Consider the following 24,405-nt stretch of genomic DNA (forward strand, 5'->3'; position numbering starts at 1 on the left):
TTTATCCCCCCTTGCTATTTCTTGCGGCGAACGCCAACAGTCTTTTTGGGACCTTTTCTGGTCCTGGCATTAGTCTTGGTCTTTTGGCCCCGGACAGGCAGTCCCCGGCGATGCCGAATTCCGCGGTAGCACCCAATTTCCATCAGCCGCTTGATACTTAATGAGATATCCCTTCTCAGATCGCCTTCCACGTTCAGGTTTTTGTCAATGTATTCCCTGAGCTTGGCGATTTCCTCTTCGGTCAGGTCTCTGACCCGGGTATCAGGGTTAACCCCGGTTTCTGCCATGATCCGCTTGGAGACAGAGCGCCCGATCCCAAAAATATATGTCAGAGCAATTTCCACACGTTTCTCCCGAGGTAAGTCAACCCCAGCAATTCTCGCCATTATGTGCACCTCCGTCTTTTACAATTTTCTAACCCTGTTTCTGTTTATGTTTAGGGTTTTCGCAGATAACCATTACCTTGCCCTTGCGCTTAATAATCTTACATTTCTCACATATAGGTTTAACAGATGGTCTTACTTTCATCTTTATGTCCTCCTTCCGGTAAACCCTACTTATATCGATAAACTATACGTCCACGTGTTAGGTCGTAGGGCGACAACTCTATAGTAACTTTGTCTCCGGGCAGAATCCTGATAAAATTCATCCTGATTTTGCCGGATACATGAGCCAGTACTCTATGTCCATTTTCAATTTCTACCCTGAACATGGCATTAGGTAGTGGTTCTATTACAGTACCCTCTACCTCAATTACATCTTGTTTTGACACTAGGCAAACACCCTCCCTTTTGTTCGACTTCTCAATCTATATGGCTTAACCCCAAGGTTTTTATGGTTTCACAGATTTCTTTCTCTGTAACGGGTTCCCCCCTGATCAGCTTTTTAGCTACGCTATCAGCTTTTACAGGAAAAATATCAAGATGCTTAATGTTCTTTCTCTTGGGATTTATCAATTTCTTTTTTTCGCCATCTATTACCCGAACAAAGGCTTCATCAAGCACGTCATATATCAAGTATACCTTCCCTTTGTCTCGACCTGCAGAGGACCTGACCAACTGGCCAACCTGTACATTGTCCATTACTGCCAAACACCTCCTGAAATCTGCCTCAATATTATATTATACCTTAGTCAGAATTTCAGGCAGTTTATCAGTTATCACAACTGAGTGTTCAAAGTGGGCAGACAGTTTTTTATCCTTTGTAACGACTGTCCAGTTATCACCCAGGGTCATGACTTCATATGTGCCCTGATTAACCATAGGTTCTATAGCCAGTGTCATTCCGGACCTCAGCCTGGGTCCGCGACCCGGCCTGCCGAAATTAGGCACCTGCGGTTCTTCATGCATTTGGCTGCCAATCCCGTGTCCAACATAGTCCCTGACAACCGAATAACCTTTTCCTTCAACAAAGGTCTGGATACTATGGGAAATGTCGCTTAACCGGTTACCATCCACCGCGTTGCCGATACCGGTAAATAAGGCTTCCTCGGTAACCCTGATCAGCTCCATGGCCTCATCACTGACCTCCCCTACCGGGACGGTTAAGGCTGCATCCCCAAAATACCCATTTATTTCCGCTCCAATATCAATACTAATAATATCCCCATTTTCCAATTTTCTTAAACCAGGGATACCATGAACTACCTGTTCATTCACTGAAGCGCAAATTGAAGCCGGAAAACCATGATAACCTTTGAAGGCAGGCCTGGCGCCACTGGCAATGATGAAATCCTCGGCAATCTTATCCAACTCAAGTGTAGTGACATCCGGCCTGACCATTTTCTTTATTTCTTCGTGTGCTTGGGCCACTATGCGGCCCGCATCTCTCATCAAATCAATTTCACGGTCAGATTTACAAACAATCACGAACATTCGCTCCTAACTATTTCATAAACCCTTGATAATGCCTCATAAGCAGGTGAGATTCTATCTGTTTCATGGTCTCAAGGGCTACACCCACAACAATGAGAAGTCCGGTACCACCGAAATATACGTTCTCGATTTTTGTGGCAACTAATACAAAGGTTGGCAAAATAGCTATCAAGGCCAAAAATATGGCACCAGAAAGAGTAACCCTTGTAAGTATCTTATCCAGATATTCAGCTGTAGGCCTCCCCGGTCTCAGTCCTGGAATAAATCCGCCGTGTTTCTTCATATTGTCCGCCACATCAACTGGATTAAACGTAATTGCTGTATAAAAATAGGTGAAAAATATGATAAACACTGCATACAATATGGAATGTGTCGGGCCGCCCCATCTGAATACATCCAGAATCCATTGAGAAATACCGGAAGACTGGAAGAACTGCGCTATAGTAGTTGGGAAAAGCAAAATTGAAGATGCAAAGATTACCGGAATAACACCTGCCTGGTTTACCTTAAGAGGTATATGGGTACTCTGCCCGCCATATACGCGCCGGCCCACAACCCTTTTGGCATATTGTACCGGAATCCTGCGCTGCCCTTCATTTACTGCTACTATCGCAGCTATAACCATTGCTGCAATGACCACCAGGAAAATCACACTGAAGATATTAATTGTTCCAGCTGCAAGTCCTTGATAAATCCGATAAAGGGCACCCGGAAGCGCTGCTACAATCCCTGCAAAAATTATCAGTGAAATACCATTCCCAATGCCTTTTTCAGTAATCTGCTCACCCAGCCACATAAGAAAAGCAGTTCCGGCTGTAAGCGTTACAGCTATCATCAGGTAGGAACCAATCCCGGGATTAGTCAGGGCGTTGGCCGCCCGCAAGGTAAAGGCCATTCCAATTGCCTGGATGAAGGCCAGAACAACAGTGCCATACCTGATATACTGGGTCATTTTCTTTCTGCCTTCCTCACCTTCCTTTGACAGTCGCTCAAGCTTAGGAATAACAACAGTCAAAAGCTGCATTATGATTGAGGCATTAATATAAGGAGTAATACTCATCGCAAATATGGAAAACCTTTTAAAGGCTCCCCCGGAAATAACGTCAAAAAACCCCAGGATGCTGCCACCCTTAATCAGTGCATCCATAGCATCAGCATTGATCCCCGGTGTCGGGATGTGTGCCCCGATTCTGAAAACAACAAACATCATCAAGGTAAAAAGAATTCTGTTCCGCAAATCCCCAGCTTTTAGAGAACTTTTTAAGGCTCCAAACAAACTAAATCACCTCGGCTTTTCCGCCGGCAGCGGTAATCTTTTCCACAGCAGACTTGCTGAAGGCACGGACCTGTACGTTAAGTGACTTCTCCAGGTTACCCTTGCCAAGTATCTTTACTCCGTTTTTTATGTTTTTAACAATGCCTGCCTGCTTCAAACCTTCTTCAGTAACTGTAAAACCATTGTCAAACTTGTTCAGAGCAGCTACATTGATTTCCGCATACTCTTTGCCCCACTTATTATGGAAACCTCTTTTGGGAACCCTTTGGATCAGTGGCTTCTGGCCACCTTCAAATCCTACTTTGCCCCCGCTCCCGGAACGGGCATTTTGTCCCTTATGGCCACGGCCTGCAGTTTTCCCCAGGCCTGTACCCAGTCCCCTTCCTTTGCGGGTAGGCTGTTTCCTGGCCCCTTTGGCAGGTTTCAGGTTGTGTAGTTCCATGGTTACACCTCCTACTCCGTTTCTTCGACTTTTACCAGATGATCAACCTTACGCAGCATACCGCGAATCTGCGGTGTATCATTGTGTTCAGCGCTGCTGTTAATCTTCGTTAATCCCAGTGTTTTGACAGTTGCCTTCTGGGATTCAGAACTTCCGATGACACTTTTAACTAAGGTTACTTTCAGTTTCGCCATCTCCAACAACCCCCTAACCTAAAAGCTCTTCTACGGTCTTGCCACGAAGTCTGGCTACATCTTCGGCACGCTTCAGGTTCTTTAGGGCGTCCATGGTGGCATTAACCATGTTATGCGCATTATTTGAACCAAGGGACTTAGTAAGAATATCTTTTACCCCTGCCAATTCCAGAATTGCCCTGACAGGTCCGCCGGCGATAACTCCGGTACCCGGTGCAGCAGGTTTCAATAAAACCTTGCCGGCGCCGAAACGGCCAACCACTTCGTGTGGAATAGTAGTCCCTACCAGCGGAACCTCGATCATTTTTTTCTTGGCATCTTCGATACCCTTACGAATCGATTCCGGAACCTCGCCTGCTTTACCCAGGCCAGACCCCACGTGCCCGTCGTTATCGCCTACAACCACCAGAGCGCTAAAGCTAAAGCGGCGGCCACCCTTAACGACCTTGGCAACACGATTTATGCTGACTACTTTTTCGGATATTTCAAGTTTGCTGGCATCAATCCGAGCCATTAATTTCCCTCCTTGCTTAAAGAGTTAAAATTCCAGACCGGCTTCCCTGGCCGCATCGGCCAGTGCCCTGATACGTCCATGATAAATATGTCCTCCCCGGTCAAACACTACCTGCTTAATACCTTTATCTGCGGCTTGCGCTGCTATGGACTTGCCTACAGCCTTTGCCGCCTCGATGTTACCGCCTTTGCCGTCTTCCATGGAAGATGCGGCAGCCAGCGTAACACCCTTGGTATCATCTATAATCTGGGCGTAAATATTGTTCAGGCTTCTGTAAACATTTAACCTCGGGCGCTCAGCGGTACCTTTTACCTTATTGCGCACACGAAGGTGTCTTTTCTTGTTTTCAGCCTTTCTGTCTACTTGCTTGAACAAAGGGTTTCACTCCTTTCTGCTAACAAGCTGTTATATAACGGCTGTTATTTCTTAGTCCCGGCCTTACCGGCCTTACGGCGGATACGTTCTGTATCATACTTGATTCCCTTGCCCTTATACGGCTCAGGCGGCCTGACCTTACGGATGTTTGCTGCCAGAGCCCCGACAGCCTCCTTGTCAGCACCCTTTACAATTACCTTTGTAGCAGCAGGCACTTCAATTTCAATACCTTCTTTTGGTTCAATTTCCACGGGATGTGAATAACCAACCGTAAGTACCAGCTTATTGCCCTGTTTGGCGGCCCGGTAACCGACGCCTACCAGGTCAAGAGACTTCTGAAAGCCTTTGGTTACCCCTTCCACCATGTTGTTTATCAGGCTTCTTGTCAGCCCGTGCAGTGACTTGTGGAACTTCTCTTCACTTGGCCTTTTTACTAAAAGCTGACCATCTTCGAGTTCCAGGATCATGTCATTATGGACCGTTCTGGTCAGTTGTCCATTAGGTCCTTTGACTGTTACAACACTGCCCTCGATTTTTATATCAACCCCCTGAGGGATATTTATGGGCATTCTACCTATCCTGGACATGATTACACCTCCTGTGCACTATAATTGTACCGAAATAACGTGATATGTCATGCCAGTTTACCAGATATAACAGACTACTTCTCCGCCCAGTCCTTGTTTCCTGGCATCCCGGTCAGCCATAATCCCCTTGGAAGTGGAGATTACTGCAGTACCTAGACCCCCAAGAACCTTGGGAACTTCATCTTTTTTGGCATATACACGCAAACCTGGCTTACTGATACGCTTTAAGCCGGTAATTACTTTTTCTTTGTTAGGACCATACTTTAGGTAGACCCTAATAACGCCCTGCTTACCGTCATCTATGAATTCACAGTCCTTGATATAGCCTTCGGACTTAAAAATTTCCGCAATGGCCTTTTTCATCTTGGATGCCGGTATTTCCAATCTCTCGTGGTGTACCATGTTAGCGTTCCGGACTCTGGTCAGGAAATCCGCAACAGGATCTGTCATCACCATATAATTAACCCCCTTTCCATGATTACCAGCTGGCCTTCTTAACTCCCGGAATCTCTCCTTTGTAAGCATGCTCACGGAAACAAATACGGCAAATGCCGAATTTCCTCATATAAGCATGGGGCCTGCCGCAGATTTTACATCTATTGTACCCGCGCACTGAAAACTTGGGTTTACGGTCCATTTTTACCATCATTGACTTTTTGGCCACTATTGTTTTCCCTCCTTACGGTTATTATGGTTTTATCAGTCCCTGAATGGCATCCCTAACTGGGCAAGCAACTCTTTAGCTTCCTCATCAGTCTTGGCACTGGTAACAAAAACAATATCCATGCCCCGTACTTTGTCAACCTTGTCATATTCTATTTCCGGAAACATCAGTTGTTCCCTGATGCCAAGGGTATAGTTGCCCCGGCCGTCAAAAGCCTTGCCTGATACCCCCCGGAAGTCCCTTACTCTGGGAAGGGCGATATTAAAAAGTTTATCGGTAAATTCAAACATCCGCTGGCCTCTCAGAGTAACTTTAACGCCAATTGGCATTCCTTCTCTGAGCTTAAAACCCGCGATTGATTTCTTAGCCCTGGTGACGACCGGCTTTTGCCCGGTAATTAAGGATAAATCACCTACAGCTGCATCAATTGCCTTGGGATTCTGGATGGCTTCACCCAGGCCCATGTTGATCACAACTTTTTCAAGTTTGGGTACCTGCATAATATTCTCATAGCTGAACTTCTCCTTCAGCTTAGCAACTGTCTCATTAACATATTTCTCTTTTAGACGTGCCATGATTAACCTCCTTTCCCGGACTATTTATCAAAGGCTTCTCCGCACTTATTGCAAACCCTGACTTTTTTACCGTTAGCTAAAATCTCCTTGTTAATTCTCCTCGGAGAGTTACATTTTGAGCAAAAAATCATTACATTTGAAACTGCGATTGGAGCTTCCTTTTCCACAATACCGCCCTGAGGCATTTGCTGTGAAGGTTTGGTATGCCTTTTAACAACATTAACTCCCTCAACAACCAGCCTGTTATCTTTGGGCAGCACCTCAACTACTTTTCCTTTTTTGCCGGCATTTTTACCTGTAATAACAAGAACTGTATCTCCCTTTTTCACATGTATCTTAGCCTTTATCTTTGCCTTGGCATGTGCCAATGTAATCCACCTCCTAACTCTAGTACGTGTTGAGGTTTTAATTTACAGAACTTCAGGGGCAAGAGAAACTATTTTCATAAAATCCCTGTCCCTCAACTCCCGGGCTACAGGACCAAATATCCTAGTACCCCTCGGGTTTTTCTGGTCATTAATAATAACGGCAGCATTCTCATCGAACTTGATATAGGAACCGTCAGGTCTCTTGGTTTCTTTGACGGTCCTGACAATAACAGCTTTGACAACATCGCCTTTCTTTACCACGCCGCCGGGTGTAGCTTCTTTCACCGAAGCAATTATTATATCACCAACACGGGCATAACGTCTGAAAGAACCGCCCAATATCCTGATACACAGAAGCTTTCTGGCTCCGGTATTATCTGCAACGTTCAGCATTGTTTCAGGTTGAATCATGCTGTAACCCTCCTTTCAACGATCTCGGGTTTATCCGGTATAATTCAGATTTGCTGTTCTCTATCCAGAATCTCAATAACCCGCCAGCGTTTATTCTTGCTGATTGGCTTGGTTTCCATAACCCTTACTTTATCTCCAACACGGCAGGCATTTTCTTCATCATGGGCCTGAAACCTCTTTGTACTTTTAACAGTCTTTCCGTACAAAGGATGCCTAACCAGTGTCTCAATGGCAATAACTACACTTTTATCCATTTTGTCACTGACAACCTTGCCAACCTGTACCTTACGTGCTTTTCTTTCTGTCAAAGTCTAAGCCCCCTTTCTCATTTGGATCCTCATCATTATTATTTTTATCCTTCCAGGGCTTTCAGTTCTCTCTCCCGCAAAACTGTTTTCACACGGGCAATTGACCTTTTAACATCCCTGATTCTCATAGGATTTTCAAGTTGCCCGGTGGCTAACTGAAAGCGTAGCTTGAAGAGTTCATCCTTAAGGTCATCAGCCTTTCTTGCCAGTTCATCAGTGGATAATTCATGAACCTCTTTAGCTTTCATTAGCTTCACCACCTACATCTTCTCTTTTAACAAACTTGGTTTTGATGGGCAGTTTATGAGCAGCCAGGCGCATTGCTTCACGGGCAATCTCTTCAGTAACTCCGGCCAATTCGAACATGACCCGGCCCGGTTTCACAACAGCAACCCAATGCTCCGGTGTCCCTTTACCACTTCCCATCCGTGTCTCAGCAGGCTTCGCAGTGACAGGCTTATCGGGGAATATTTTAATCCATACTTTACCGCCCCGCTTGATATACCTGGTCATGGCGATACGGGCTGCCTCGATCTGCCTGTTGGTAATCCATGCCGGCTCCAGAGCCTGCAGACCGAATTCACCGAAAGTGATGGTATTGGCCTTTGACTTTCCGGCCATTTTACCTCTATGTTGTTTACGGTGTTTTACTCTCTTGGGTACTAACATAAATTATTCTCCTCCTTCCTTAGCAACAGTGCCTTTCTTTGCCTCCGGAAGAATCTCTCCCTTATATATCCACACTTTTACCCCAATTTTTCCGTAGGTTGTATCAGCTTCGGCAAAACCATAGTCAATATCTGCCCTAAGTGTATGCAAGGGCACTTTCCCTTCGTTGTACCACTCAGTTCTGGCCATCTCAGCGCCATTTAAACGACCGCTGCAGGAAATCTTGATTCCCAGCGCACCCATCCTCATGGTCCGGGAAACTGCCTGCTTCATGGCCCGGCGGAAGGAAACCCTTTTAACCAACTGAGCAGCAACACCCTCTGAAACCAGTTGGGCATCAAGCTCAGGAACTTTTACTTCGACAATATTAACATTAATATTTTTGCCGGTCATTTTTTCCAGCTGTTTCCTTAGTGATTCCACTTCAGTACCGCCCCGGCCGATAACTATCCCCGGTTTGGCTGTATGAATGGTGATTTTCACCCGGCTAGCCGCTCTTTCTATTTCAATTCTGGAGATACCGGCAATAAACAGCCTTTTTTTGATATATTTTCTTAATCGGATATCTTCGATTAGCAAAGTGGCATAATCTTTTTCAGCAAACCACTTGGCATCCCAGTCTTTTATAATTCCGATACGCAAACCCTTTGGGTGTACCTTTTGACCCACTCATTATCCCTCCTCTTTTTCACGAACTACTACTGTTATGTGGCTTGTTCTGCGTCTAATGAGGTCTGCCCTGCCCATAGCCCTGGGCTTAAATCTCTTAAGTGTGGGCCCCTGGTCAACAAATGCCTCTGCGATAATCAGTGCAGCCTTATCCATATCCAGGTTATGTTCAGCATTAGCTGCAGCGGATTTGACAACCTTTTCAACAGCAGTAGCTGCCCGCCTTGGCGTAAACTTCAGGATCGCCAGAGCTTCGTCAACCTTTTTCCCCCTGATTAAATCTACTACCTGTCTTACCTTCCGAGGGGAAATGCGGATGTGCTTTGCCGTCGCACGCGCTTCTGACATAAAATATACCCCCTCTCACTATTTAAGGGAAGTGGATCGCTCTGTATGGGATCCGTGTCCCCTGAAAAATCTTGTTGGCGCAAATTCACCCAGCTTGTGACCTACCATATCCTCGGTAATATATATCGGAACATGTTTCCGACCATCATGTACAGCAATTGTATGTCCGATCATCTGTGGGAAAATAGTCGATCTCCTTGACCATGTCTTGAGAACCTTTTTTTCGTTCTTTTCATTCATTGCTTCGATTCTCTCTAAAAGTCTTTCACTCACATAAGGGCCCTTTTTTAGGGATCTAGCCATTAAACAAACAGCCTCCTTTCCGACAGCTCAGTTAAAAAATTACTTGGTCCGACGCTTCACAATCATTTTATCTGAACTCTTTTTCTTCTTCCTGGTCCTTGCACCCAGAGCCGGTTTCCCCCACGGAGTAACCGGGTTCCGTCCAACAGGTGAACGTCCTTCACCACCACCATGGGGGTGGTCAACCGGGTTCATTACAACACCTCTGACAGTAGGACGGCGGCCCAGCCAACGGCTTCTGCCTGCCTTGCCCACCGTAATATTCTCATGTTCCAGGTTGCCAACCTGTCCAATTGTAGCCTTACAATTGATGTGTATCAGGCGAACCTCCCCGGATGGCATCCGGACATGTGCATAATCGCCCTCTTTGGCCATCAGCTGTGCTGCCGTACCTGCAGAGCGCACCATCTGTGCTCCCTTCAATGGCTTCAGCTCAATATTGTGGATAATAGTACCAACCGGAATATTCTTCAAAGGAAGCGCATTTCCGGTTTTAATGTCTGCATTAGGCCCTGATTCCACCGTGTCTCCAACCTTAATACCATTTGGCGCCAGAATATATCTCTTTTCACCATCAGCATAGTTTAACAAGGCAATCCTGCAGGTCCTGTTGGGATCATATTCAATAGTAGCGACCTTGGCGGGAATCCCATCCTTGTTGCGCTTGAAATCAATAACCCGATACTGCCTTTTATGTCCACCGCCGCGATGCCTGACGGTAACCCGACCCTTGTTATTGCGTCCCGCTTTACTCTTGAGTGGTTCTAACAGGGACTTTTCCGGTTCATCGGTTGTAATCTCGCGAAAATCCGAAACAGTTACAAACCTTCTCCCGGGTGATGTTGGCTTAAACTTTTTAACAGGCACTTGTGTTCCCTCCTTTACCTGAAACTAAATTACATGCCTTCCATGATTTCGATCTTGTCTCCCTGCTTTAGGGTAACAATCGCTTTTTTCCTGTTTGATGTACGGCCAATATGCTTGCCGACCCGCTTCGCCTTACCCTTGACATTCATTGTATTAACATCGGTTACGGTAACTTTAAACAATTCCTCAACAGCATTTTTAATTTCGATTTTATTTGCCTTGGGCTCAACATAGAAACTGTACTTGTTTTGCTCCATTAAACCCATACTGCGTTCGGAAACAATCGGCTTTTTCAGCACATCCCTGGGATTTCTCATTATGCCAGCACCTCCTCAACCTTGGTAACTGCATCCCTGGTAATAATGAGTTTTTCATGATTCAGCACATCATAAACATTGAGGCTGTTAGCATGAGTTGGAGTTACCCTGGGCATGTTCCTTGCAGATTTAACTACAGCAGTATCGGCCTCAGCTGTAACCACCAGGGCCTTACTGTCTACTTTGAGGTTTGCCAGCAAACCGACAATTTCCTTTGTTTTGGGTTCAGCTATCTGAAGCCCCTCAAGGACAATTATATTTCCATCTAACACTTTGGAACTCAATGCTGATTTAAGGGCCAGCCTTCTTACCTTCTTAGGCAGACTGTACTTATAAGACCTCGGTTTAGGCGGGAAAACAATACCGCCCTTGCGCCACAACGGTGAACGGATAGTCCCGGCCCTGGCACGCCCGGTACCTTTCTGTCTGAATGGTTTCCTGCCTCCGCCGCTGACTTCACTGCGGGTTTTGGCAGAACTGTTCCCCTGCCTTCTGTTAGCAAGATGGTTTACTACAACATCATGAAGTATTGCTTCATTTACCTCGACACCGAAAACTTCTTCTTTAAGTTCCACTTCGCCTACCTGTTCGCCTTTGGAATTATATAAAGCAACCTTTGGCATATGACTTCCTCCTTTCCTGCCCGTTCATTTACTGTGCCTTAACACTGCTTCTTATTACAAGCAGGCTGCCTTTTGGACCCGGCACAGCGCCTCTGATAATAAGCAAATTTCGTTCATTATCCACTTTGACAACTTCCAGGTTTTGCACGGTTACTCTTTCGGCGCCCATTCGCCCGGGTCTTTTGGTGCCTTTAAATACCCTGGCCGGACCCTTGGCGCCGGCGCTGCCTACCCGGCGGTGGCTCTTGGAGCCGTGTCCCATAGGGCCTCTCTGAAAGTTATATTTCTTAATGGTTCCGGCAAAGCCTTTACCTTTAGAAGTGCCGGTCACATCAATCTGCTCACCCTGTTCAAACAATTCCGCCTTGATTTCCTGGCCGACATTGTATTCATCAACATTATCAACCCTGAATTCCCTAAGGTATCTCAGTGGTTTTATCTCAGCCTTGTTAAAATGGCCTTTTTCCGGTTTATTGGCCTGCGCTTCGCGAATTTCTCCAAAGCCAACCTGAATAGCATTATACCCGTCAGATTCCTGGGTCTTCTTTTGTACCACATAGCAGGGCCCTGCCTGAACAACGGTAACAGGCAATATCCGGCCATTTTCATTGTAAATCTGGGTCATTCCAAGTTTGATGCCTAGTATGCCTTTCATTTAAGCCACCTCCTAAATAATGTGTCCAGAGGTCAACCACTGTGGTTTATCCACATTTGCGCTGACATCCGACAACCTTCTAATATAAGGCATATTTTGTTTTTACAGCTTAATCTCTATATCAACACCTGCAGGTAAATCAAGCCGCATGAGAGCGTCTACCGTTTTCGGTGTGGGTTCCAAAATATCGATTAACCGTTTATGGGTCCTCATTTCAAACTGTTCCCTGGAATCCTTGTTTACATGAGGAGACCTCAAAATTGTATAAATACTTTTTTCTGTGGGGAGTGGAACCGGTCCGGCAATATCAGCACCGGTCCTCTTTGCGGTATCAACGATTTTTTCCGCAGACTGGTCAAGAATCTTGTGATCAAATGCCTTAAGCCTGATCCTGATTTTCTGTTTTGCCATATTTGTACCTCCTTTTCGCCCGATTAAGCGGACATTCTCAGTGAAAAATACCTAATCCAAGATTAGCAACCTCTCACTTCATCGCAATGTGTATCATGGCATACTTCATATTATCGGGTTCTTTTTTTTTTATTTTTTTCATAAATATCATTAAGAGACAATCCCAAATTTCAGTTCGTGTCATGACATGATTATCTCTTTTAAAACACAAAGCCAGTGAGCGATTCCGGGAAATGCCCGGAACCGCGCACTATACAGCCTTACTGCAAAATTACTGGGAAATTGCGCTTACCACTCCGGCACCCACAGTCCGGCCACCCTCACGGATAGCAAAACGCAGACCTTCTTCAACAGCGATCGGGGTAATAAGTTCAATGTCGATTTTGATGTTGTCACCAGGCATTACCATCTCAACACCGTCAGGCAGAGTAACTACTCCGGTAACGTCTGTGGTCCTGAAGTAAAACTGCGGACGATAGCCCTGGAAAAACGGGGTATGGCGACCGCCTTCTTCCTTGGTCAGAACATAAACCTCTGCCTGGAACTTGGTATGTGGGTTAATGGAACCCGGCTTTGCCAGTACCTGGCCGCGCTCGATTTCCTTACGGTCCACACCACGCAGCAGGCAGCCAACGTTGTCTCCGGCCTGAGCCTGATCCAGCAGCTTGCGGAACATCTCTACTCCGGTTACTACTGACTTCTTGCGTTCTTCAGTCATCCCGACTATCTCTATCTCATCACCAACCTTGACCAGGCCACGCTCCACACGTCCGGTGGCAACAGTACCACGTCCGGTGATAGAGAATACATCCTCTACAGGCATCAGGAACGGTTTGTCTATGTCACGCTCAGGTGTCGGAATATATGCATCTACTTCTGCCATCAGCTTCCAGATTGAGCCGCACCATTCACATTCAGGGGTGCCGCAGCCGCACTCCAGCGCTTTTAGAGCTGATCCTGCAACAATGGGAATATCATCACCGGGGAATTCGTATTCAGTCAGGAGTTCCCGGACTTCCATTTCTACCAGTTCCATGAGTTCTTCATCATCTACCTGGTCTGACTTGTTAAGGTATACTATGATGTAGGGAACACCTACCTGGCGAGCCAGCAGGATATGCTCCCTGGTCTGGGGCATCGGGCCGTCTGCTGCAGATACTACCAGGATAGCGCCATCCATCTGAGCCGCGCCGGTAATCATGTTCTTTACATAGTCAGCGTGTCCGGGGCAGTCTACGTGAGCATAGTGACGGTTCTCTGTCTCATACTCCACGTGGGCGGTATTGATGGTAATACCCCTTTCCCTCTCTTCAGGGGCATTGTCAATCTCGTCATACTTCTTGATTGAACTCCAGCCCTTTGTTGACATACAAGTTGTAATTGCTGCTGTAAGGGTTGTCTTGCCATGGTCAACGTGACCGATGGTTCCTACGTTAACGTGGGGTTTGGTACGTTCGTATTTTGCTTTTGCCATTTTTTATCTTTCCTCCTTAAATCCTTGTAAAAATTAATTATTTGTACAGCCGGCGACCGAAGGCCTCCGGCCCGCTGCCGACTTTATCCCTGCCTCTTGGCAATAATGGCCTCGGCGATGTTTTTAGGTACTTCCTCGTAATGAGACATCTGCATGGTGTATACCCCGCGTCCTTGTGTCTTGGACCTAAGGTCTGTGGCATAACCAAACATTTCTGAGAGCGGCACAAAGCCTCTGATCACCTGGGTATTACCCCTGGCCTCCATCCCCTCAATCCTGCCGCGGCGCGAGTTGATGTCACCCATAACATCACCCATATATTCCTCAGGGACTACCACTTCAACTCTCATAATGGGTTCCAGAATAACCGGCTTTGCTTTTGCAGCTCCGCTTTTAAAAGCCATGGAGCCGGCAATCTTGAATGCCATTTCCGAAGAGTCAACATCGTGATAAGAACCGTCATATAGGGTTGCCTTGATATCTAATGCCGGATAACCGGCAACAATACCGTTTACCATAGCTTCCTTGATACCGGCCTCTACCGGGGCTATATATTCTCTTGGCACGACACCGCCAACAATCTTATTAACAAATTCGAATCCCAGTCCAGGTTCCAGAGGTTCCAACTCTATCCAAACGTGCCCGTACTGACCGCGCCCGCCTGACTGTCTGACAAACTTACCCTCTGCCTTAACCACATTCCTGATGGTCTCTTTAAAAGCAACCTGGGGACGGCCGACATTGGCGTCAACTTTAAACTCCCTGAGCATCCGATCCACAATAATCTCCAGGTGAAGTTCTCCCATTCCTGAAATAATTGTCTGTCCTGTATCAGTATCAGTATGTGTCCTGAAGGTAGGATCTTCCTCTGAAAGCCTTTGCAGGGCCAGGCCCATTTTTTCCTGATCAGCCTTTGTTTTAGGCTCAATGGCCACATCTATAACCGGCTCCGGGAACTCCATCTCTTCCAGGATAATTGGGGACTTTTCATCACAAAGGGTATCTCCTGTAGAGACGTCCTTCAAACCAACTGCAGCAGCTATATCCCCGGTGTACACTTCGGTGCGTTCTTCCCTGTGGTTTGCATGCATCTGAAGAATACGTCCAATCCGCTCTTTTTTGCCTTTTGATGAATTAAAGACATATGAACCGGACTTAAGCACCCCCGAATAAACCCTGAAGAATGCCAGTTTGCCTACATACGGGTCTGCCATTATCTTAAATGCAAGTGCTGAGAAGGGAACTTCATCACTGGCTTCCCTCTTATCCTCGACACCCGTATCAGGATTAGTCCCCTTAATTGCAGGAACATCAACAGGTGCAGGCATGTAGTCCACAACCGCATCTAAAAGAGGCTGAACCCCCTTGTTTTTAAAAGCAGAGCCACAGAGCACAGGAATCATTTTTACGGCAATAGTTGCCTTCCTGATCCCATTTTTAAGCTCGTCCTCTGTTATTTCTTCACCTTCTAAGTACTTCATCATCAGGTCTTCATCTGATTCGGCAACTGCCTCCACAAGCTTTTCCCTATACTCAGCAGCGAGATCTTGCAGCTCTTCAGGAATGGCAGCCTTTTCACTGGTAGTACCCAGGTCATCTGTATAAACGAGAGCCTCATTTGTAACCAGATCAATAATCCCGCGGAAATTTTCCTCTGCGCCTATGGGGATCTGCAGGGCGATGGGGTTAGCCCCCAGCCTTTCCCTAATCATGCTGAGCCCCCTAAAGAAATCGGCGCCCATACGGTCCATCTTGTTTATAAAAGCTAACCGGGGAACCCGGTATTTATCGGCTTGCCTCCATACAGTCTCCGACTGGGGTTCAACACCGCCAACCGAACAGAAAACAGCAACAGCCCCGTCAAGAACCCGGAGTGACCTTTCCACCTCAACCGTAAAGTCCACGTGCCCAGGTGTGTCTATAATATTAATACGATGACCCTTCCACTGACATGTGGTAGCTGCTGAAGTGATAGTAATCCCACGTTCCTGTTCCTGAACCATCCAGTCCATGGTAGCAGCACCGTCATGCACTTCGCCGATTTTGTGAACCCTTCCGGTATAAAACAGTATTCTCTCAGTTGTTGTTGTTTTGCCGGCATCAATATGGGCCATTATACCAATATTGCGAGTTTTTTCTAAAGTAAATTCTCTAGCCAATTCTTATCCTCCTTTCTACCTTGAGGTGAAAAAAACAAAGCAGAAAAAATCACAATTACCATCTATAATGTGCAAAAGCCTTATTGGCTTCAGCCATCTTGTGAGTATCTTCTCTCTTCTTAACAGAACCACCGGTACTATTGGCAGCATCCATTATTTCACTGGCTAATTTCTCTTCCATGGTTCTTTCTCCGCCACGCTTGCGGCTGAACGCAACCAACCAGCGCAGGCCTAAGGTCTGCTTGCGGTCAGAACGAACCTCAATAGGGACCTGGTAGTTAGCTCCACCAACCCTGCGGGCCTTAACCTCAAGAACCGGCATGATATTCTTCATGGCAGCTTCAAAAACCTCTAAGGCATTTTTACCTGTTTTTTCTTCAATTATCTTAAAAGCATTGTAGCAAATGTGTTCAGCGGTTCCCTTTTTACCATCCAGCATAACCTGGTTAATCAGCTTGGTGACAACCTTACTGTTATAAATCGGGTCGGGAAGTACTTCTCTCTTAGGAATAGAACCTCTTCTGGGCATCAATTTTTCCCCCCTTAAATGGAATTTCGTAATAACAAAAATGTATAGGAAAACAATAGATTTACTTCTTCGGCTTCTTAGCTCCGTATTTAGAACGGCTCTGGTTCCGGTTTTGAACTCCGGCTGTATCCAGCGCTCCGCGCACGACATGGTATCTTACACCGGGAATATCTTTTACTCTTCCTCCCCTGACCAGAACAACGGAGTGTTCCTGAAGGTTATGACCAATTCCCGGAATGTATGAAGTAACCTCAATACCATTGGTTAATCTTACCCTAGCTACTTTACGCAGTGCGGAATTAGGCTTTTTGGGTGTAGTTGTATAAACCCGGGTACATACACCCCTTTTTTGTGGAGACTCTTTAAGAGCCGGTGCTGTAGATTTCTTTTCTGTAACTTGTCTTCTCTTGCGGACTAACTGACTTATGGTAGGCATCCAGTGCACCTCCTTCCTGTATGGTACAAGAAAATATTAAAAGCCCCTTACCGAAGCAAGGGGCAGAAATCAGACAATTATTTCTGGTTACCCCAAAGCCGGCGCTATTTTATTCGATAACAGCCGCAGCAGCACAGCCAACTTCTATGCCACAGGCTTTACCCAGGTCCTTCATAAAATCAATTTGAACAACCGGAATATTTTTATCATGACACATCTGAATCAAGGGTCTGATAACGTGCTGTTCTGCATCCAGGGCCACAAAAACTGTCTTTGCCAGCCCTTTTTCCAAGGCCTTAAGAGTTTGTTTAGTGCCAACAGTCTTCTTCCTTGCTGTTGCCAAACTGCTAGCGGGCACTATAACCCCTCCCCTCAGAATTCCAGACACTTAAAGATAATACCATCTTTAGTGGTTGCTGTCAAGATTTTTTGGATCTACTTCCTGCCCCTCAGGAAATATTTTTATATTTCGGTATCTGGACATCCCTGTACCGGCCGGCACCAGCTTCCCGATAATAACATTTTCCTTCAAGCCAAGCAGAGGGTCCATCTTCCCTTTAATGGCTGCCTCAGTAAGAACGCGGGTCGTCTCCTGGAACGATGCGGCCGACAAAAATGAATCTGTTGCCAATGAAGCCTTGGTAATCCCCAGGAGTACCGGTCTTGCTGTAGAGGGCTGTCCGCCGGCGCCTATGGCGGCAACGTTTTCTTCCTCAAAGTCAAAAATATCAATCAGTCCTCCAGGCAGAAGTTCTGTGTCACCGGGATCCTCGATCTTAACCTTGCGCAGCATCTGGCGGACCATTACTTCAATATGCTTATCATTAATATCGACACCCTGCAGACGGTAGACACGCTGCACTTCATGCACCAGATACATCTGAACTCCTTTTAGCCCTTTGATCTTAAGCATGTCGTGCGGGTTTACCGAGCCTTCGGTTAATTCATCCCCAGCTGCTACAATTTGGCCTTCTTTTACTTTAAGCCTTGCTCCATAGGGTATCTGGTAAGAGTTTCTCTCACCGCTGTCATTAACAATCTCAATTTCCTTGCGTCCTTTGACTTCTTGAATCTTTACCTGACCGTCTATCTCTGCAATCACCGCCTGGCCCTTGGGTTTCCTGGCCTCAAAAAGCTCCTCAACCCGCGGCAGACCCTGGGTGATATCATCCCCAGCAACACCGCCGGTGTGGAATGTCCTCATAGTCAACTGTGTGCCCGGTTCACCGATGGACTGGGCGGCAATAATCCCGACAGCCTCACCGATATCAACCTGCCTGCCTGTAGCCAGGTTGCGCCCATAACACTTCTTACAGACTCCGTACCTTGTCTTACAAGTCAGTACGGAACGGATTCTGACACTGGTAATGCCGGAAGCGATAATCCTATTGGCCATACTTTCCGAAATTTCCTGATCTGCCGGAACGATAACCTCGTTTGTTTGTGGATCTAGGATTTCCTCAGCGGAAACCCTGCCTGTGATACGGTCTTCTAGCTTTTCTATAGATTCATTGCCATCTTTGATTTCTTCAACTGCAATACCATTTGTGGTCCCACAGTCATCTTCACGGACTATAACATCCTGAGCGACATCCACCAAACGCCTGGTAAGGTATCCGGAGTCCGCAGTCCTTAGAGCGGTATCAGCGAGACCCTTTCTGGCCCCGTGTGTTGAGATGAAGTACTCCAGAACTGTAAGTCCTTCACGGAAATTGGCCTTGATGGGCAGGTCGATAATTCTTCCGGACGGGTCTGCCATAAGTCCCCTCATCCCGGCGAGCTGCCTGATTTGCTGGATATTACCCCGGGCGCCTGATGTTGCCATCATATAAACCGGATTAAATTTATCCAGTGTGCTGAGGAGCGCCTTGGTGACGCTTTCGGTAGCCTCGTTCCAGATTCCGATTACTTTGTTATAACGCTCATCATCGGTTATCAGGCCTCTTCTATACTGCAATTCAACTGTTTCCACGCCCTTTTCAGCTTCAGCCAAAAGAGCCTTTTTTTCCTCAGGGATGGTAATATCTTCAATCCCGATAGTAACCCCGGCCCGGGTTGCGTATGTATAACCCAAGCTCTTTAAGCCGTCAAGCAGGGCTGCCGTCTGGGCATAACCAAGATCCCTGTAGGCTATGGCCACTATATTACCCAGCACCTTTTTAGTGGCCACCTCATTTATATAACCAATTCCCTCGGGAATAACCTCATTGAAAATGGCCCTTCCTGTCGTTGTTTCCAGAAGGATACCGTCTTGACGCCGCACCTTCACCTTAGCATGTAGTGATACATTGCCGGTAAGATAAGCCATTACTGCCTCTTCAACATCCTTAAATATCCGCCCTTCACCATGGGCTCCCGGTCTTTCAAGGGTCAGGTAGTAACAGCCCAGCACCATGTCCTGTGTCGGAGTCGCCACCGGCCGCCCATCCTTAGGGTTCAGGATATTATGTGCTGACAGCATCAGCAGCCGGGCTTCAGCCTGAGCCTCAGCCGAAAGGGGCACGTGAACAGCCATCTGGTCTCCGTCAAAGTCGGCATTATATGCTGTACATACCATGGGATGAATCTGAATGGCCCTGCCCTCAACCAGTACCGGTTCAAAAGCTTGAATCCCCAGCCTGTGAAGGGTCGGGGCACGGTTTAGGAGGACCGGGTGCTCTTTAATAACTTCTTCAAGAACATCCCACACCTCGGGGCGCACACGCTCAACCATTCTCTTGGCGCTCTTTATATTGTGGGCAAAGCCGTCATTTACCAGTTTTTTCATTACGAAAGGCTTGAACAGCTCCAAGGCCATTTCTTTAGGCAAACCACACTGATGAAGCTGCAATTCCGGTCCAACAACGATAACAGACCGCCCTGAATAGTCAACCCGCTTACCCAGAAGGTTTTGACGGAACCGGCCCTGTTTACCCTTAAGCATATCGCTAAGCGATTTCAGGGGCCGATTGCCCGGTCCGGTAACAGGACGACCGCGCCTGCCGTTATCAATCAAAGCATCAACGGCTTCCTGAAGCATTCTTTTCTCATTCCTGACAATAATGTCAGGCGCCCCAAGGTCTAATAGTCTCTTTAACCTGTTATTGCGGTTAATTACCCGTCTGTACAGGTCGTTCAGGTCAGAGGTGGCAAAACGGCCTCCGTCCAACTGAACCATAGGCCGCAGTTCCGGCGGGATAACCGGGATAACATCCATTACCATCCATTCCGGACGATTGCCCGATTTCCTGAATGCTTCGACTACCTCAAGCCTGCGGATGGCCCTGATTTTACGCTGCCCACTGACCTCCTTGAGTTCCTGGCGGAGCTCTTTGGCCAACTTATTCATTTCAATTTCTTCAAGGAGAACCTTGATTGCCTCTGCTCCCATACCAGCCTTAAACAGGTTACCGTATTTCTCCTTGTACTCACGGTATTCTGTTTCAGTTAGCAACTGCTTTTTCATCAGGGGAGTCTCCCCCTGCTCAATAACAATATATGAAACAAAATAGAGAACTTTTTCCAGGGATCGCGGTGACATGTCCAACAGCAGTCCCATCCGGCTGGGTATTCCTTTAAAATACCAAATATGGGATACCGGGGCTGCCAGCTCAATATGTCCCAGTCTTTCCCGTCTTACTTTGGATCTGGTTACCTCAACCCCACAGCGATCGCAGACAATACCTTTATACCTTACCCTCTTGTATTTCCCGCAGTGACACTCCCAATCCCGGGTAGGTCCAAATATTCTTTCACAGAACAAACCGTCGCGTTCCGGCTTTAATGTCCGGTAGTTGATGGTTTCAGGCTTTTTTACCTCTCCACTGCTCCATGCCCTGATCTGTTCCGGAGAAGCCAAACCGATGCGCATACGGTCAAAATTATTTACGTCCAACAAAGGGCCACTCTCCCTTCACCGTTTTTATTTAAAAGCCAGTGCGGCCGTAGAACTTTGCAGCTTATTCTTAGTCCTCATCCTCAAATTCGAAGTTTTCCTCAAGAAATTCCTCATCAAAATCCTCGGACTCTTCATCTGTTTCATCGCCCGGCGCTTCGAAGTTTTCATCACCTTCCTGCTCACCCTGAATGTCAATCCCCAACTCCTTGGCAGCTTCACTTACATCATCTTCGGCTTCTTTGATTTCTATTTCCACATCCTGCTCTGAGAGGACTTTGACATCAAGCCCCAGGCTCTGCAGTTCTTTGATAAGAACCTTGAACGATTCAGGGACTCCCGGTTCGGGAACATTTTCACCCTTTACTATCGCTTCATATGTTTTTACACGTCCTACAACATCGTCAGATTTCACGGTGAGTATCTCCTGGAGAGTATAGGCAGCGCCATATGCTTCCAAAGCCCACACTTCCATCTCGCCGAACCGCTGACCGCCAAACTGTGCTTTACCGCCCAGCGGCTGTTGGGTAACCAGTGAATATGGCCCTGTCGATCTTGCGTGTATCTTGTCGTCAACCAGGTGAGCCAGTTTCAGCATATATACATAGCCAACTGTTATCTGGTTATCAAAAGCCTGACCGGTACGTCCGTCAAACAAAGGTGATTTTCCGGCAGGCGGCAGCCCTGCTTCTTTCAGTGTATCCAGGACATCATCTTCGGAGGCCCCGTCAAACACCGGGGTAGCCATGTGAACTCCCATGGCCTTGGCAGCCCAGCCCAAATGCGTTTCCAGCACCTGCCCCAGGTTCATCCGGGAAGGAACCCCCAAGGGGTTAAGTACAATCTCTATGGGTGTCCCGTCAGGCATAAAGGGCATATCCTCTTCAGGCATAATCCGGGCAATAACGCCCTTGTTACCGTGGCGTCCTGCCATCTTGTCCCCTTCAGATATCTTCCTTTTCTGCGCTATGTAAACCCTTACCAACTGGTTGACCCCAGGAGCCAGTTCATCGCCGTTCTCCCTGGAAAATACTTTGACATCAACTATTTTACCTGCTTCACCATGTGGAACCCTGAGGGAGGTGTCCCTTACCTCCCTTGCTTTTTCACCGAATATTGCCCTCAAAAGCCTTTCCTCTGCCGTCAGTTCAGTTTCACCCTTAGGGGTAACTTTGCCCACCAGAATATCTCCCGGCCTGACTTCGGCCCCAACCCGGATAATTCCACGCTCGTCAAGGTCTTTTAACACATCTTCCCCAACATTCGGGATATCCCTGGTGATTTCCTCAGGCCCAAGTTTGGTATCCCTGGCATCACATTCATATTCTTCAATGTGAATGGAAGTAAAATAGTCTTCCTTGACCATTTTTTCACTAACCAGAATGGCGTCTTCGTAGTTGTAGCCTTCCCATGGCATGAATGCCACCAGCACATTGCGGCCCAGGGCAAGTTCGCCCATCTCGGTGGAAGGCCCGTCAGCGATGACGTCTCCCGCCTCTACCCTCACCCGCGAATCCACAATCGGCTTCTGGTTCATACATGTTCCCTGGTTTGACCTGGTAAATTTCATCAATTTATATTTATCGGTCTGACCCGAATCAGTTTTTATTACTATCTCATCAGCAGTAACTTTATGTATAGTCCCCGGATTCTTGGCCACCACTACAACACCGGAATCCTTCGCTGCCTTATGCTCCATACCTGTACCCACCAAAGGAGCTTCGGTACGCAGCAGCGGAACAGCCTGCCTCTGCATGTTGGAACCCATCAGGGCCCGGTTGGCATCATCATTCTCCAGAAATGGGATAAGAGCTGTAGCGATACTGACGACCTGCTTGGGTGATACATCCATATAGTCAATTTTTTCTTTGGTGACAACCATGATGTCATGCCCGTGCCTTGCATTTACCTTATTGTTAATAAATCTCTTTTCATCATCAAGCGGGGCATTGGCCTGGGCAACAACGTAGTTATCCTCCTCATCTGCTGTCAGATACTCTATGTCATCGGTAACCTGGCCCTTTTCTTTATCCACTTTCCGGTATGGAGTTTCGATAAAACCGTATTCATTAATCCGCGCGAAAGTACTCAGAGACCCGATCAGACCGATGTTGGGACCCTCAGGAGTCTCTATAGGACACATCCGCCCGTAGTGCGAGTGGTGCACATCCCGCACCTCAAAACCCGCTCTCTCCCTGCTCAGGCCTCCTGGGCCGAGAGCGCTGAGACGGCGCTTATGAGTCAGCTCAGCAAGAGGGTTGGTCTGATCCATAAACTGTGACAGCTGACTGCTGCCAAAGAATTCCTTTATGGCTGCAACAACAGGCCTGATATTAATTAGGACCTGAGGTGTGATTACATCAACATCCTGGATGGTCATCCGCTCACGAACGACTCTTTCCATCCTGGACAATCCGATACGAAACTGGTTCTGCAAAAGTTCGCCCACAGACCTAAGCCTGCGGTTCCCCAGATGGTCAATATCATCACCCCGCCCTTCCCCGTCAATGAGGTTGAGCAGATATCTGACTGCGGCAATAATATCGTCTTTGGTTAAGTTACGTATTTCAGGAGCAATCTGGACTTTCAGTTTCTTGTTTAGTTTATAGCGTCCCACACTGGCTAAGTCATATCTCTTGGGATCAAAAAACAGAGTTTCCAGTAGTGATCTGGCACTTTCCACCGTAGGCGGTTCACCGGGTCTCAGCCTTTTATATATCTCAACCAGAGCCTCTTCTTCGGAATCGGTGTTATCCCTCTCCAAGGTAGCCCTGATTCTTTCATCATCTTCAAAAAGATCAAGTACCTTTGCATTTGTTCCATGCCCCAATGCTCTAATAAGGACTGTTGCCGGAAGTTTTCGGGTCCTGTCAATACGAACAAAAATATTATCATTAGCATCTGTCTCAAATTCCAGCCAGGCACCCCTGTTGGGAATTATCGTGGCATTATAGAGCCTTTTTCCGGAGGTATCTATCTGCTCTGCATAATAAACACCCGGAGAACGCACTAACTGGCTAACAATAACCCGTTCAGCGCCATTGATAATAAATGTGCCCTTTTCTGTCATCAGCGGGAAGTCCCCCATAAATACTTCCTGTTCCTTGACTTCCCCGGTTTCCTTGTTTATCAGGCGAACTTTCACCCGTAAAGGCGCAGCATATGTAACATCCCGCTCTTTGCAGTCGTCAACACTATACTTGGGTTCCCCGAGGGTATAATCTACAAACTCTAGGATCAAATTGCCTGTAAAATCCTGAATGGGGGAAATATCATAAAACATTTCTCGCAGTCCTTCATTGAGAAACCATTCGTATGAATTCTGCTGAATCTCAATTAGGTTGGGCATTTCCAATACTTCCTGAATCTTAGCGAAGCTCAATCTCTCCCGCTTCCCCACCTTGATCGGATAAACCATTAAGACCTTCACCCCTTAACAAGACTTAGCTGTTACCTGACTCTTAAAAATTATCAGCAGATAGA

34 protein-coding genes are annotated in these 24,405 nt (G+C 46.9%); all 34 read right to left on the minus strand.

Annotation, left to right across the window (positions count from 1 at the left end; genetic code table 11):
• Positions 1-14 precede the first annotated feature (14 nt).
• Entirely contained in the window at positions 15-386 is a 372-nt protein-coding gene (gene rpsM / locus Ga0451573_RS11685) for a 30S ribosomal protein S13 (RefSeq protein ID WP_231684316.1), read from the minus strand.
• A 28-nt stretch (positions 387-414) separates the two neighbouring features.
• Positions 415-528, minus strand: a complete 114-nt coding sequence (rpmJ, locus tag Ga0451573_RS11690; protein ID WP_008516283.1) for a 50S ribosomal protein L36 — start codon at positions 526-528, stop codon at positions 415-417.
• Positions 529-553: 25 nt separating this feature from the next.
• Positions 554-772, minus strand: coding sequence for a translation initiation factor IF-1 (infA, locus tag Ga0451573_RS11695; RefSeq protein WP_231684317.1), 219 nt, complete (start codon positions 770-772; stop codon positions 554-556).
• Between the two features lie 31 nt (positions 773-803).
• A complete protein-coding gene (locus Ga0451573_RS11700) occupies positions 804-1,082 on the minus strand; it encodes a KOW domain-containing RNA-binding protein (RefSeq protein WP_231684318.1) in 279 nt (92 codons plus the stop codon).
• A 39-nt stretch (positions 1,083-1,121) separates the two neighbouring features.
• Positions 1,122-1,868 carry a type I methionyl aminopeptidase gene (gene map, locus Ga0451573_RS11705; protein WP_231684319.1) on the minus strand — a complete coding sequence of 249 codons (747 nt, stop codon included), beginning with the start codon at positions 1,866-1,868 and terminating at the stop codon, positions 1,122-1,124.
• Between the two features lie 16 nt (positions 1,869-1,884).
• Complete coding sequence (gene secY, locus Ga0451573_RS11710) at positions 1,885-3,150, minus strand: preprotein translocase subunit SecY (RefSeq protein ID WP_231684320.1); 1,266 nt, start codon at positions 3,148-3,150, stop codon at positions 1,885-1,887.
• A gap of 1 nt (position 3,151) precedes the next feature.
• The gene (gene rplO, locus Ga0451573_RS11715; protein WP_231684321.1) at positions 3,152-3,592 is read right to left on the minus strand and encodes a 50S ribosomal protein L15; all 441 of its coding nucleotides are present in this window, start codon (positions 3,590-3,592) and stop codon (positions 3,152-3,154) included.
• Between the two features lie 11 nt (positions 3,593-3,603).
• Positions 3,604-3,786 carry a 50S ribosomal protein L30 gene (rpmD, locus tag Ga0451573_RS11720; protein WP_231684322.1) on the minus strand — a complete coding sequence of 61 codons (183 nt, stop codon included), beginning with the start codon at positions 3,784-3,786 and terminating at the stop codon, positions 3,604-3,606.
• Positions 3,787-3,799: 13 nt separating this feature from the next.
• Entirely contained in the window at positions 3,800-4,300 is a 501-nt protein-coding gene (rpsE, locus tag Ga0451573_RS11725; RefSeq protein ID WP_231684323.1) for a 30S ribosomal protein S5, read from the minus strand.
• Positions 4,301-4,324: 24 nt separating this feature from the next.
• On the minus strand, positions 4,325-4,675 hold the full coding sequence (gene rplR / locus Ga0451573_RS11730; protein ID WP_231684324.1) for a 50S ribosomal protein L18: 351 nt from the start codon (positions 4,673-4,675) through the stop codon (positions 4,325-4,327).
• Between the two features lie 44 nt (positions 4,676-4,719).
• Complete coding sequence (rplF, locus tag Ga0451573_RS11735) at positions 4,720-5,262, minus strand: 50S ribosomal protein L6 (protein WP_231684325.1); 543 nt, start codon at positions 5,260-5,262, stop codon at positions 4,720-4,722.
• A gap of 57 nt (positions 5,263-5,319) precedes the next feature.
• Entirely contained in the window at positions 5,320-5,718 is a 399-nt protein-coding gene (rpsH, locus tag Ga0451573_RS11740) for a 30S ribosomal protein S8 (protein WP_231684326.1), read from the minus strand.
• Positions 5,719-5,740: 22 nt separating this feature from the next.
• Positions 5,741-5,926 (minus strand): type Z 30S ribosomal protein S14, encoded by a 186-nt coding sequence (locus Ga0451573_RS11745; protein ID WP_231684327.1) that lies wholly within the window; start codon positions 5,924-5,926, stop codon positions 5,741-5,743.
• Positions 5,927-5,961: 35 nt separating this feature from the next.
• Positions 5,962-6,501 carry a 50S ribosomal protein L5 gene (gene rplE, locus Ga0451573_RS11750; RefSeq protein ID WP_231684328.1) on the minus strand — a complete coding sequence of 180 codons (540 nt, stop codon included), beginning with the start codon at positions 6,499-6,501 and terminating at the stop codon, positions 5,962-5,964.
• Between the two features lie 20 nt (positions 6,502-6,521).
• Positions 6,522-6,869 (minus strand): 50S ribosomal protein L24, encoded by a 348-nt coding sequence (rplX, locus tag Ga0451573_RS11755; RefSeq protein ID WP_231684329.1) that lies wholly within the window; start codon positions 6,867-6,869, stop codon positions 6,522-6,524.
• Positions 6,870-6,911: 42 nt separating this feature from the next.
• Positions 6,912-7,280, minus strand: a complete 369-nt coding sequence (gene rplN, locus Ga0451573_RS11760) for a 50S ribosomal protein L14 (protein ID WP_231684330.1) — start codon at positions 7,278-7,280, stop codon at positions 6,912-6,914.
• Between the two features lie 44 nt (positions 7,281-7,324).
• Complete coding sequence (gene rpsQ / locus Ga0451573_RS11765; protein WP_231684331.1) at positions 7,325-7,588, minus strand: 30S ribosomal protein S17; 264 nt, start codon at positions 7,586-7,588, stop codon at positions 7,325-7,327.
• 44 nt (positions 7,589-7,632) lie between these two features.
• Positions 7,633-7,836 (minus strand): 50S ribosomal protein L29, encoded by a 204-nt coding sequence (rpmC, locus tag Ga0451573_RS11770; protein ID WP_231684332.1) that lies wholly within the window; start codon positions 7,834-7,836, stop codon positions 7,633-7,635.
• A complete protein-coding gene (gene rplP / locus Ga0451573_RS11775; RefSeq protein ID WP_231684333.1) occupies positions 7,826-8,257 on the minus strand; it encodes a 50S ribosomal protein L16 in 432 nt (143 codons plus the stop codon). The genes rpmC and rplP overlap by 11 nt, the downstream gene beginning before the upstream one ends.
• A 3-nt stretch (positions 8,258-8,260) precedes the next feature.
• Positions 8,261-8,926 (minus strand): 30S ribosomal protein S3, encoded by a 666-nt coding sequence (rpsC, locus tag Ga0451573_RS11780; protein ID WP_231684334.1) that lies wholly within the window; start codon positions 8,924-8,926, stop codon positions 8,261-8,263.
• A 3-nt stretch (positions 8,927-8,929) separates the two neighbouring features.
• Positions 8,930-9,274, minus strand: a complete 345-nt coding sequence (rplV, locus tag Ga0451573_RS11785; protein WP_231684335.1) for a 50S ribosomal protein L22 — start codon at positions 9,272-9,274, stop codon at positions 8,930-8,932.
• An 18-nt stretch (positions 9,275-9,292) separates the two neighbouring features.
• Entirely contained in the window at positions 9,293-9,577 is a 285-nt protein-coding gene (gene rpsS, locus Ga0451573_RS11790; protein WP_231684336.1) for a 30S ribosomal protein S19, read from the minus strand.
• 39 nt (positions 9,578-9,616) lie between these two features.
• On the minus strand, positions 9,617-10,444 hold the full coding sequence (gene rplB, locus Ga0451573_RS11795; RefSeq protein WP_231684337.1) for a 50S ribosomal protein L2: 828 nt from the start codon (positions 10,442-10,444) through the stop codon (positions 9,617-9,619).
• Positions 10,445-10,473: 29 nt separating this feature from the next.
• Entirely contained in the window at positions 10,474-10,761 is a 288-nt protein-coding gene (gene rplW / locus Ga0451573_RS11800) for a 50S ribosomal protein L23 (protein ID WP_231684338.1), read from the minus strand.
• Positions 10,761-11,384, minus strand: a complete 624-nt coding sequence (rplD, locus tag Ga0451573_RS11805) for a 50S ribosomal protein L4 (RefSeq protein WP_231684339.1) — start codon at positions 11,382-11,384, stop codon at positions 10,761-10,763. The genes rplW and rplD overlap by 1 nt, the downstream gene beginning before the upstream one ends.
• Positions 11,385-11,412: 28 nt before the next feature.
• Positions 11,413-12,039, minus strand: a complete 627-nt coding sequence (rplC, locus tag Ga0451573_RS11810) for a 50S ribosomal protein L3 (protein ID WP_231684340.1) — start codon at positions 12,037-12,039, stop codon at positions 11,413-11,415.
• 102 nt (positions 12,040-12,141) lie between these two features.
• The gene (gene rpsJ / locus Ga0451573_RS11815; protein WP_231684341.1) at positions 12,142-12,450 is read right to left on the minus strand and encodes a 30S ribosomal protein S10; all 309 of its coding nucleotides are present in this window, start codon (positions 12,448-12,450) and stop codon (positions 12,142-12,144) included.
• A 271-nt stretch (positions 12,451-12,721) separates the two neighbouring features.
• Positions 12,722-13,924 (minus strand): elongation factor Tu, encoded by a 1,203-nt coding sequence (gene tuf / locus Ga0451573_RS11820; protein WP_231684342.1) that lies wholly within the window; start codon positions 13,922-13,924, stop codon positions 12,722-12,724.
• Between the two features lie 83 nt (positions 13,925-14,007).
• Positions 14,008-16,083, minus strand: coding sequence for an elongation factor G (gene fusA, locus Ga0451573_RS11825; RefSeq protein WP_231684343.1), 2,076 nt, complete (start codon positions 16,081-16,083; stop codon positions 14,008-14,010).
• 55 nt (positions 16,084-16,138) lie between these two features.
• Positions 16,139-16,612 carry a 30S ribosomal protein S7 gene (rpsG, locus tag Ga0451573_RS11830; RefSeq protein WP_231684344.1) on the minus strand — a complete coding sequence of 158 codons (474 nt, stop codon included), beginning with the start codon at positions 16,610-16,612 and terminating at the stop codon, positions 16,139-16,141.
• 61 nt (positions 16,613-16,673) lie between these two features.
• Complete coding sequence (gene rpsL, locus Ga0451573_RS11835; protein WP_231684345.1) at positions 16,674-17,048, minus strand: 30S ribosomal protein S12; 375 nt, start codon at positions 17,046-17,048, stop codon at positions 16,674-16,676.
• A gap of 109 nt (positions 17,049-17,157) precedes the next feature.
• Positions 17,158-17,406, minus strand: a complete 249-nt coding sequence (locus Ga0451573_RS11840) for a ribosomal L7Ae/L30e/S12e/Gadd45 family protein (RefSeq protein WP_231684346.1) — start codon at positions 17,404-17,406, stop codon at positions 17,158-17,160.
• Between the two features lie 48 nt (positions 17,407-17,454).
• Positions 17,455-20,925: a DNA-directed RNA polymerase subunit beta' gene (gene rpoC / locus Ga0451573_RS11845; RefSeq protein WP_269438247.1), complete on the minus strand. Its 3,471-nt coding sequence runs from the start codon at positions 20,923-20,925 to the stop codon at positions 17,455-17,457.
• Between the two features lie 67 nt (positions 20,926-20,992).
• Positions 20,993-24,340 carry a DNA-directed RNA polymerase subunit beta gene (rpoB, locus tag Ga0451573_RS11850; RefSeq protein ID WP_231684347.1) on the minus strand — a complete coding sequence of 1,116 codons (3,348 nt, stop codon included), beginning with the start codon at positions 24,338-24,340 and terminating at the stop codon, positions 20,993-20,995.
• Positions 24,341-24,405: the final 65 nt, after the last annotated feature.

It is taken from the genome of Phosphitispora fastidiosa (assembly GCF_019008365.1).
Classification (GTDB): Bacteria; Bacillota; Thermincolia; order Thermincolales; family UBA2595; genus Phosphitispora; species Phosphitispora fastidiosa.

What these genes read in the sequence shown, in the direction of transcription:
- rpsM (WP_231684316.1), bottom strand. Translation starts at nt 386, where the DNA reads ATGGCGAGAATTGCTGGGGTTGACTTACCTCGGGAGAAACGTGTGGAA.
- rpmJ (WP_008516283.1), bottom strand. Translation starts at nt 528, where the DNA reads ATGAAAGTAAGACCATCTGTTAAACCTATATGTGAGAAATGTAAGATT.
- Ga0451573_RS11700 (WP_231684318.1), bottom strand. Translation starts at nt 1,082, where the DNA reads ATGGACAATGTACAGGTTGGCCAGTTGGTCAGGTCCTCTGCAGGTCGA.
- rplO (WP_231684321.1), bottom strand. Translation starts at nt 3,592, where the DNA reads ATGGAACTACACAACCTGAAACCTGCCAAAGGGGCCAGGAAACAGCCT.
- rpmD (WP_231684322.1), bottom strand. Translation starts at nt 3,786, where the DNA reads ATGGCGAAACTGAAAGTAACCTTAGTTAAAAGTGTCATCGGAAGTTCT.
- rpsE (WP_231684323.1), bottom strand. Translation starts at nt 4,300, where the DNA reads ATGGCTCGGATTGATGCCAGCAAACTTGAAATATCCGAAAAAGTAGTC.
- rplF (WP_231684325.1), bottom strand. Translation starts at nt 5,262, where the DNA reads ATGTCCAGGATAGGTAGAATGCCCATAAATATCCCTCAGGGGGTTGAT.
- rpsH (WP_231684326.1), bottom strand. Translation starts at nt 5,718, where the DNA reads ATGGTGATGACAGATCCTGTTGCGGATTTCCTGACCAGAGTCCGGAAC.
- rplE (WP_231684328.1), bottom strand. Translation starts at nt 6,501, where the DNA reads ATGGCACGTCTAAAAGAGAAATATGTTAATGAGACAGTTGCTAAGCTG.
- rplN (WP_231684330.1), bottom strand. Translation starts at nt 7,280, where the DNA reads ATGATTCAACCTGAAACAATGCTGAACGTTGCAGATAATACCGGAGCC.
- rpmC (WP_231684332.1), bottom strand. Translation starts at nt 7,836, where the DNA reads ATGAAAGCTAAAGAGGTTCATGAATTATCCACTGATGAACTGGCAAGA.
- rplP (WP_231684333.1), bottom strand. Translation starts at nt 8,257, where the DNA reads ATGTTAGTACCCAAGAGAGTAAAACACCGTAAACAACATAGAGGTAAA.
- rplV (WP_231684335.1), bottom strand. Translation starts at nt 9,274, where the DNA reads ATGTCAGAAGCGCGTGCGACGGCAAAGCACATCCGCATTTCCCCTCGG.
- rpsS (WP_231684336.1), bottom strand. Translation starts at nt 9,577, where the DNA reads ATGGCTAGATCCCTAAAAAAGGGCCCTTATGTGAGTGAAAGACTTTTA.
- rplW (WP_231684338.1), bottom strand. Translation starts at nt 10,761, where the DNA reads ATGAGAAATCCCAGGGATGTGCTGAAAAAGCCGATTGTTTCCGAACGC.
- rplD (WP_231684339.1), bottom strand. Translation starts at nt 11,384, where the DNA reads ATGCCAAAGGTTGCTTTATATAATTCCAAAGGCGAACAGGTAGGCGAA.
- rplC (WP_231684340.1), bottom strand. Translation starts at nt 12,039, where the DNA reads ATGAAAGGCATACTAGGCATCAAACTTGGAATGACCCAGATTTACAAT.
- rpsJ (WP_231684341.1), bottom strand. Translation starts at nt 12,450, where the DNA reads ATGGCAAAACAGAAAATCAGGATCAGGCTTAAGGCATTTGATCACAAG.
- tuf (WP_231684342.1), bottom strand. Translation starts at nt 13,924, where the DNA reads ATGGCAAAAGCAAAATACGAACGTACCAAACCCCACGTTAACGTAGGA.
- rpsG (WP_231684344.1), bottom strand. Translation starts at nt 16,612, where the DNA reads ATGCCCAGAAGAGGTTCTATTCCTAAGAGAGAAGTACTTCCCGACCCG.
- rpsL (WP_231684345.1), bottom strand. Translation starts at nt 17,048, where the DNA reads ATGCCTACCATAAGTCAGTTAGTCCGCAAGAGAAGACAAGTTACAGAA.
- rpoB (WP_231684347.1), bottom strand. Translation starts at nt 24,340, where the DNA reads ATGGTTTATCCGATCAAGGTGGGGAAGCGGGAGAGATTGAGCTTCGCT.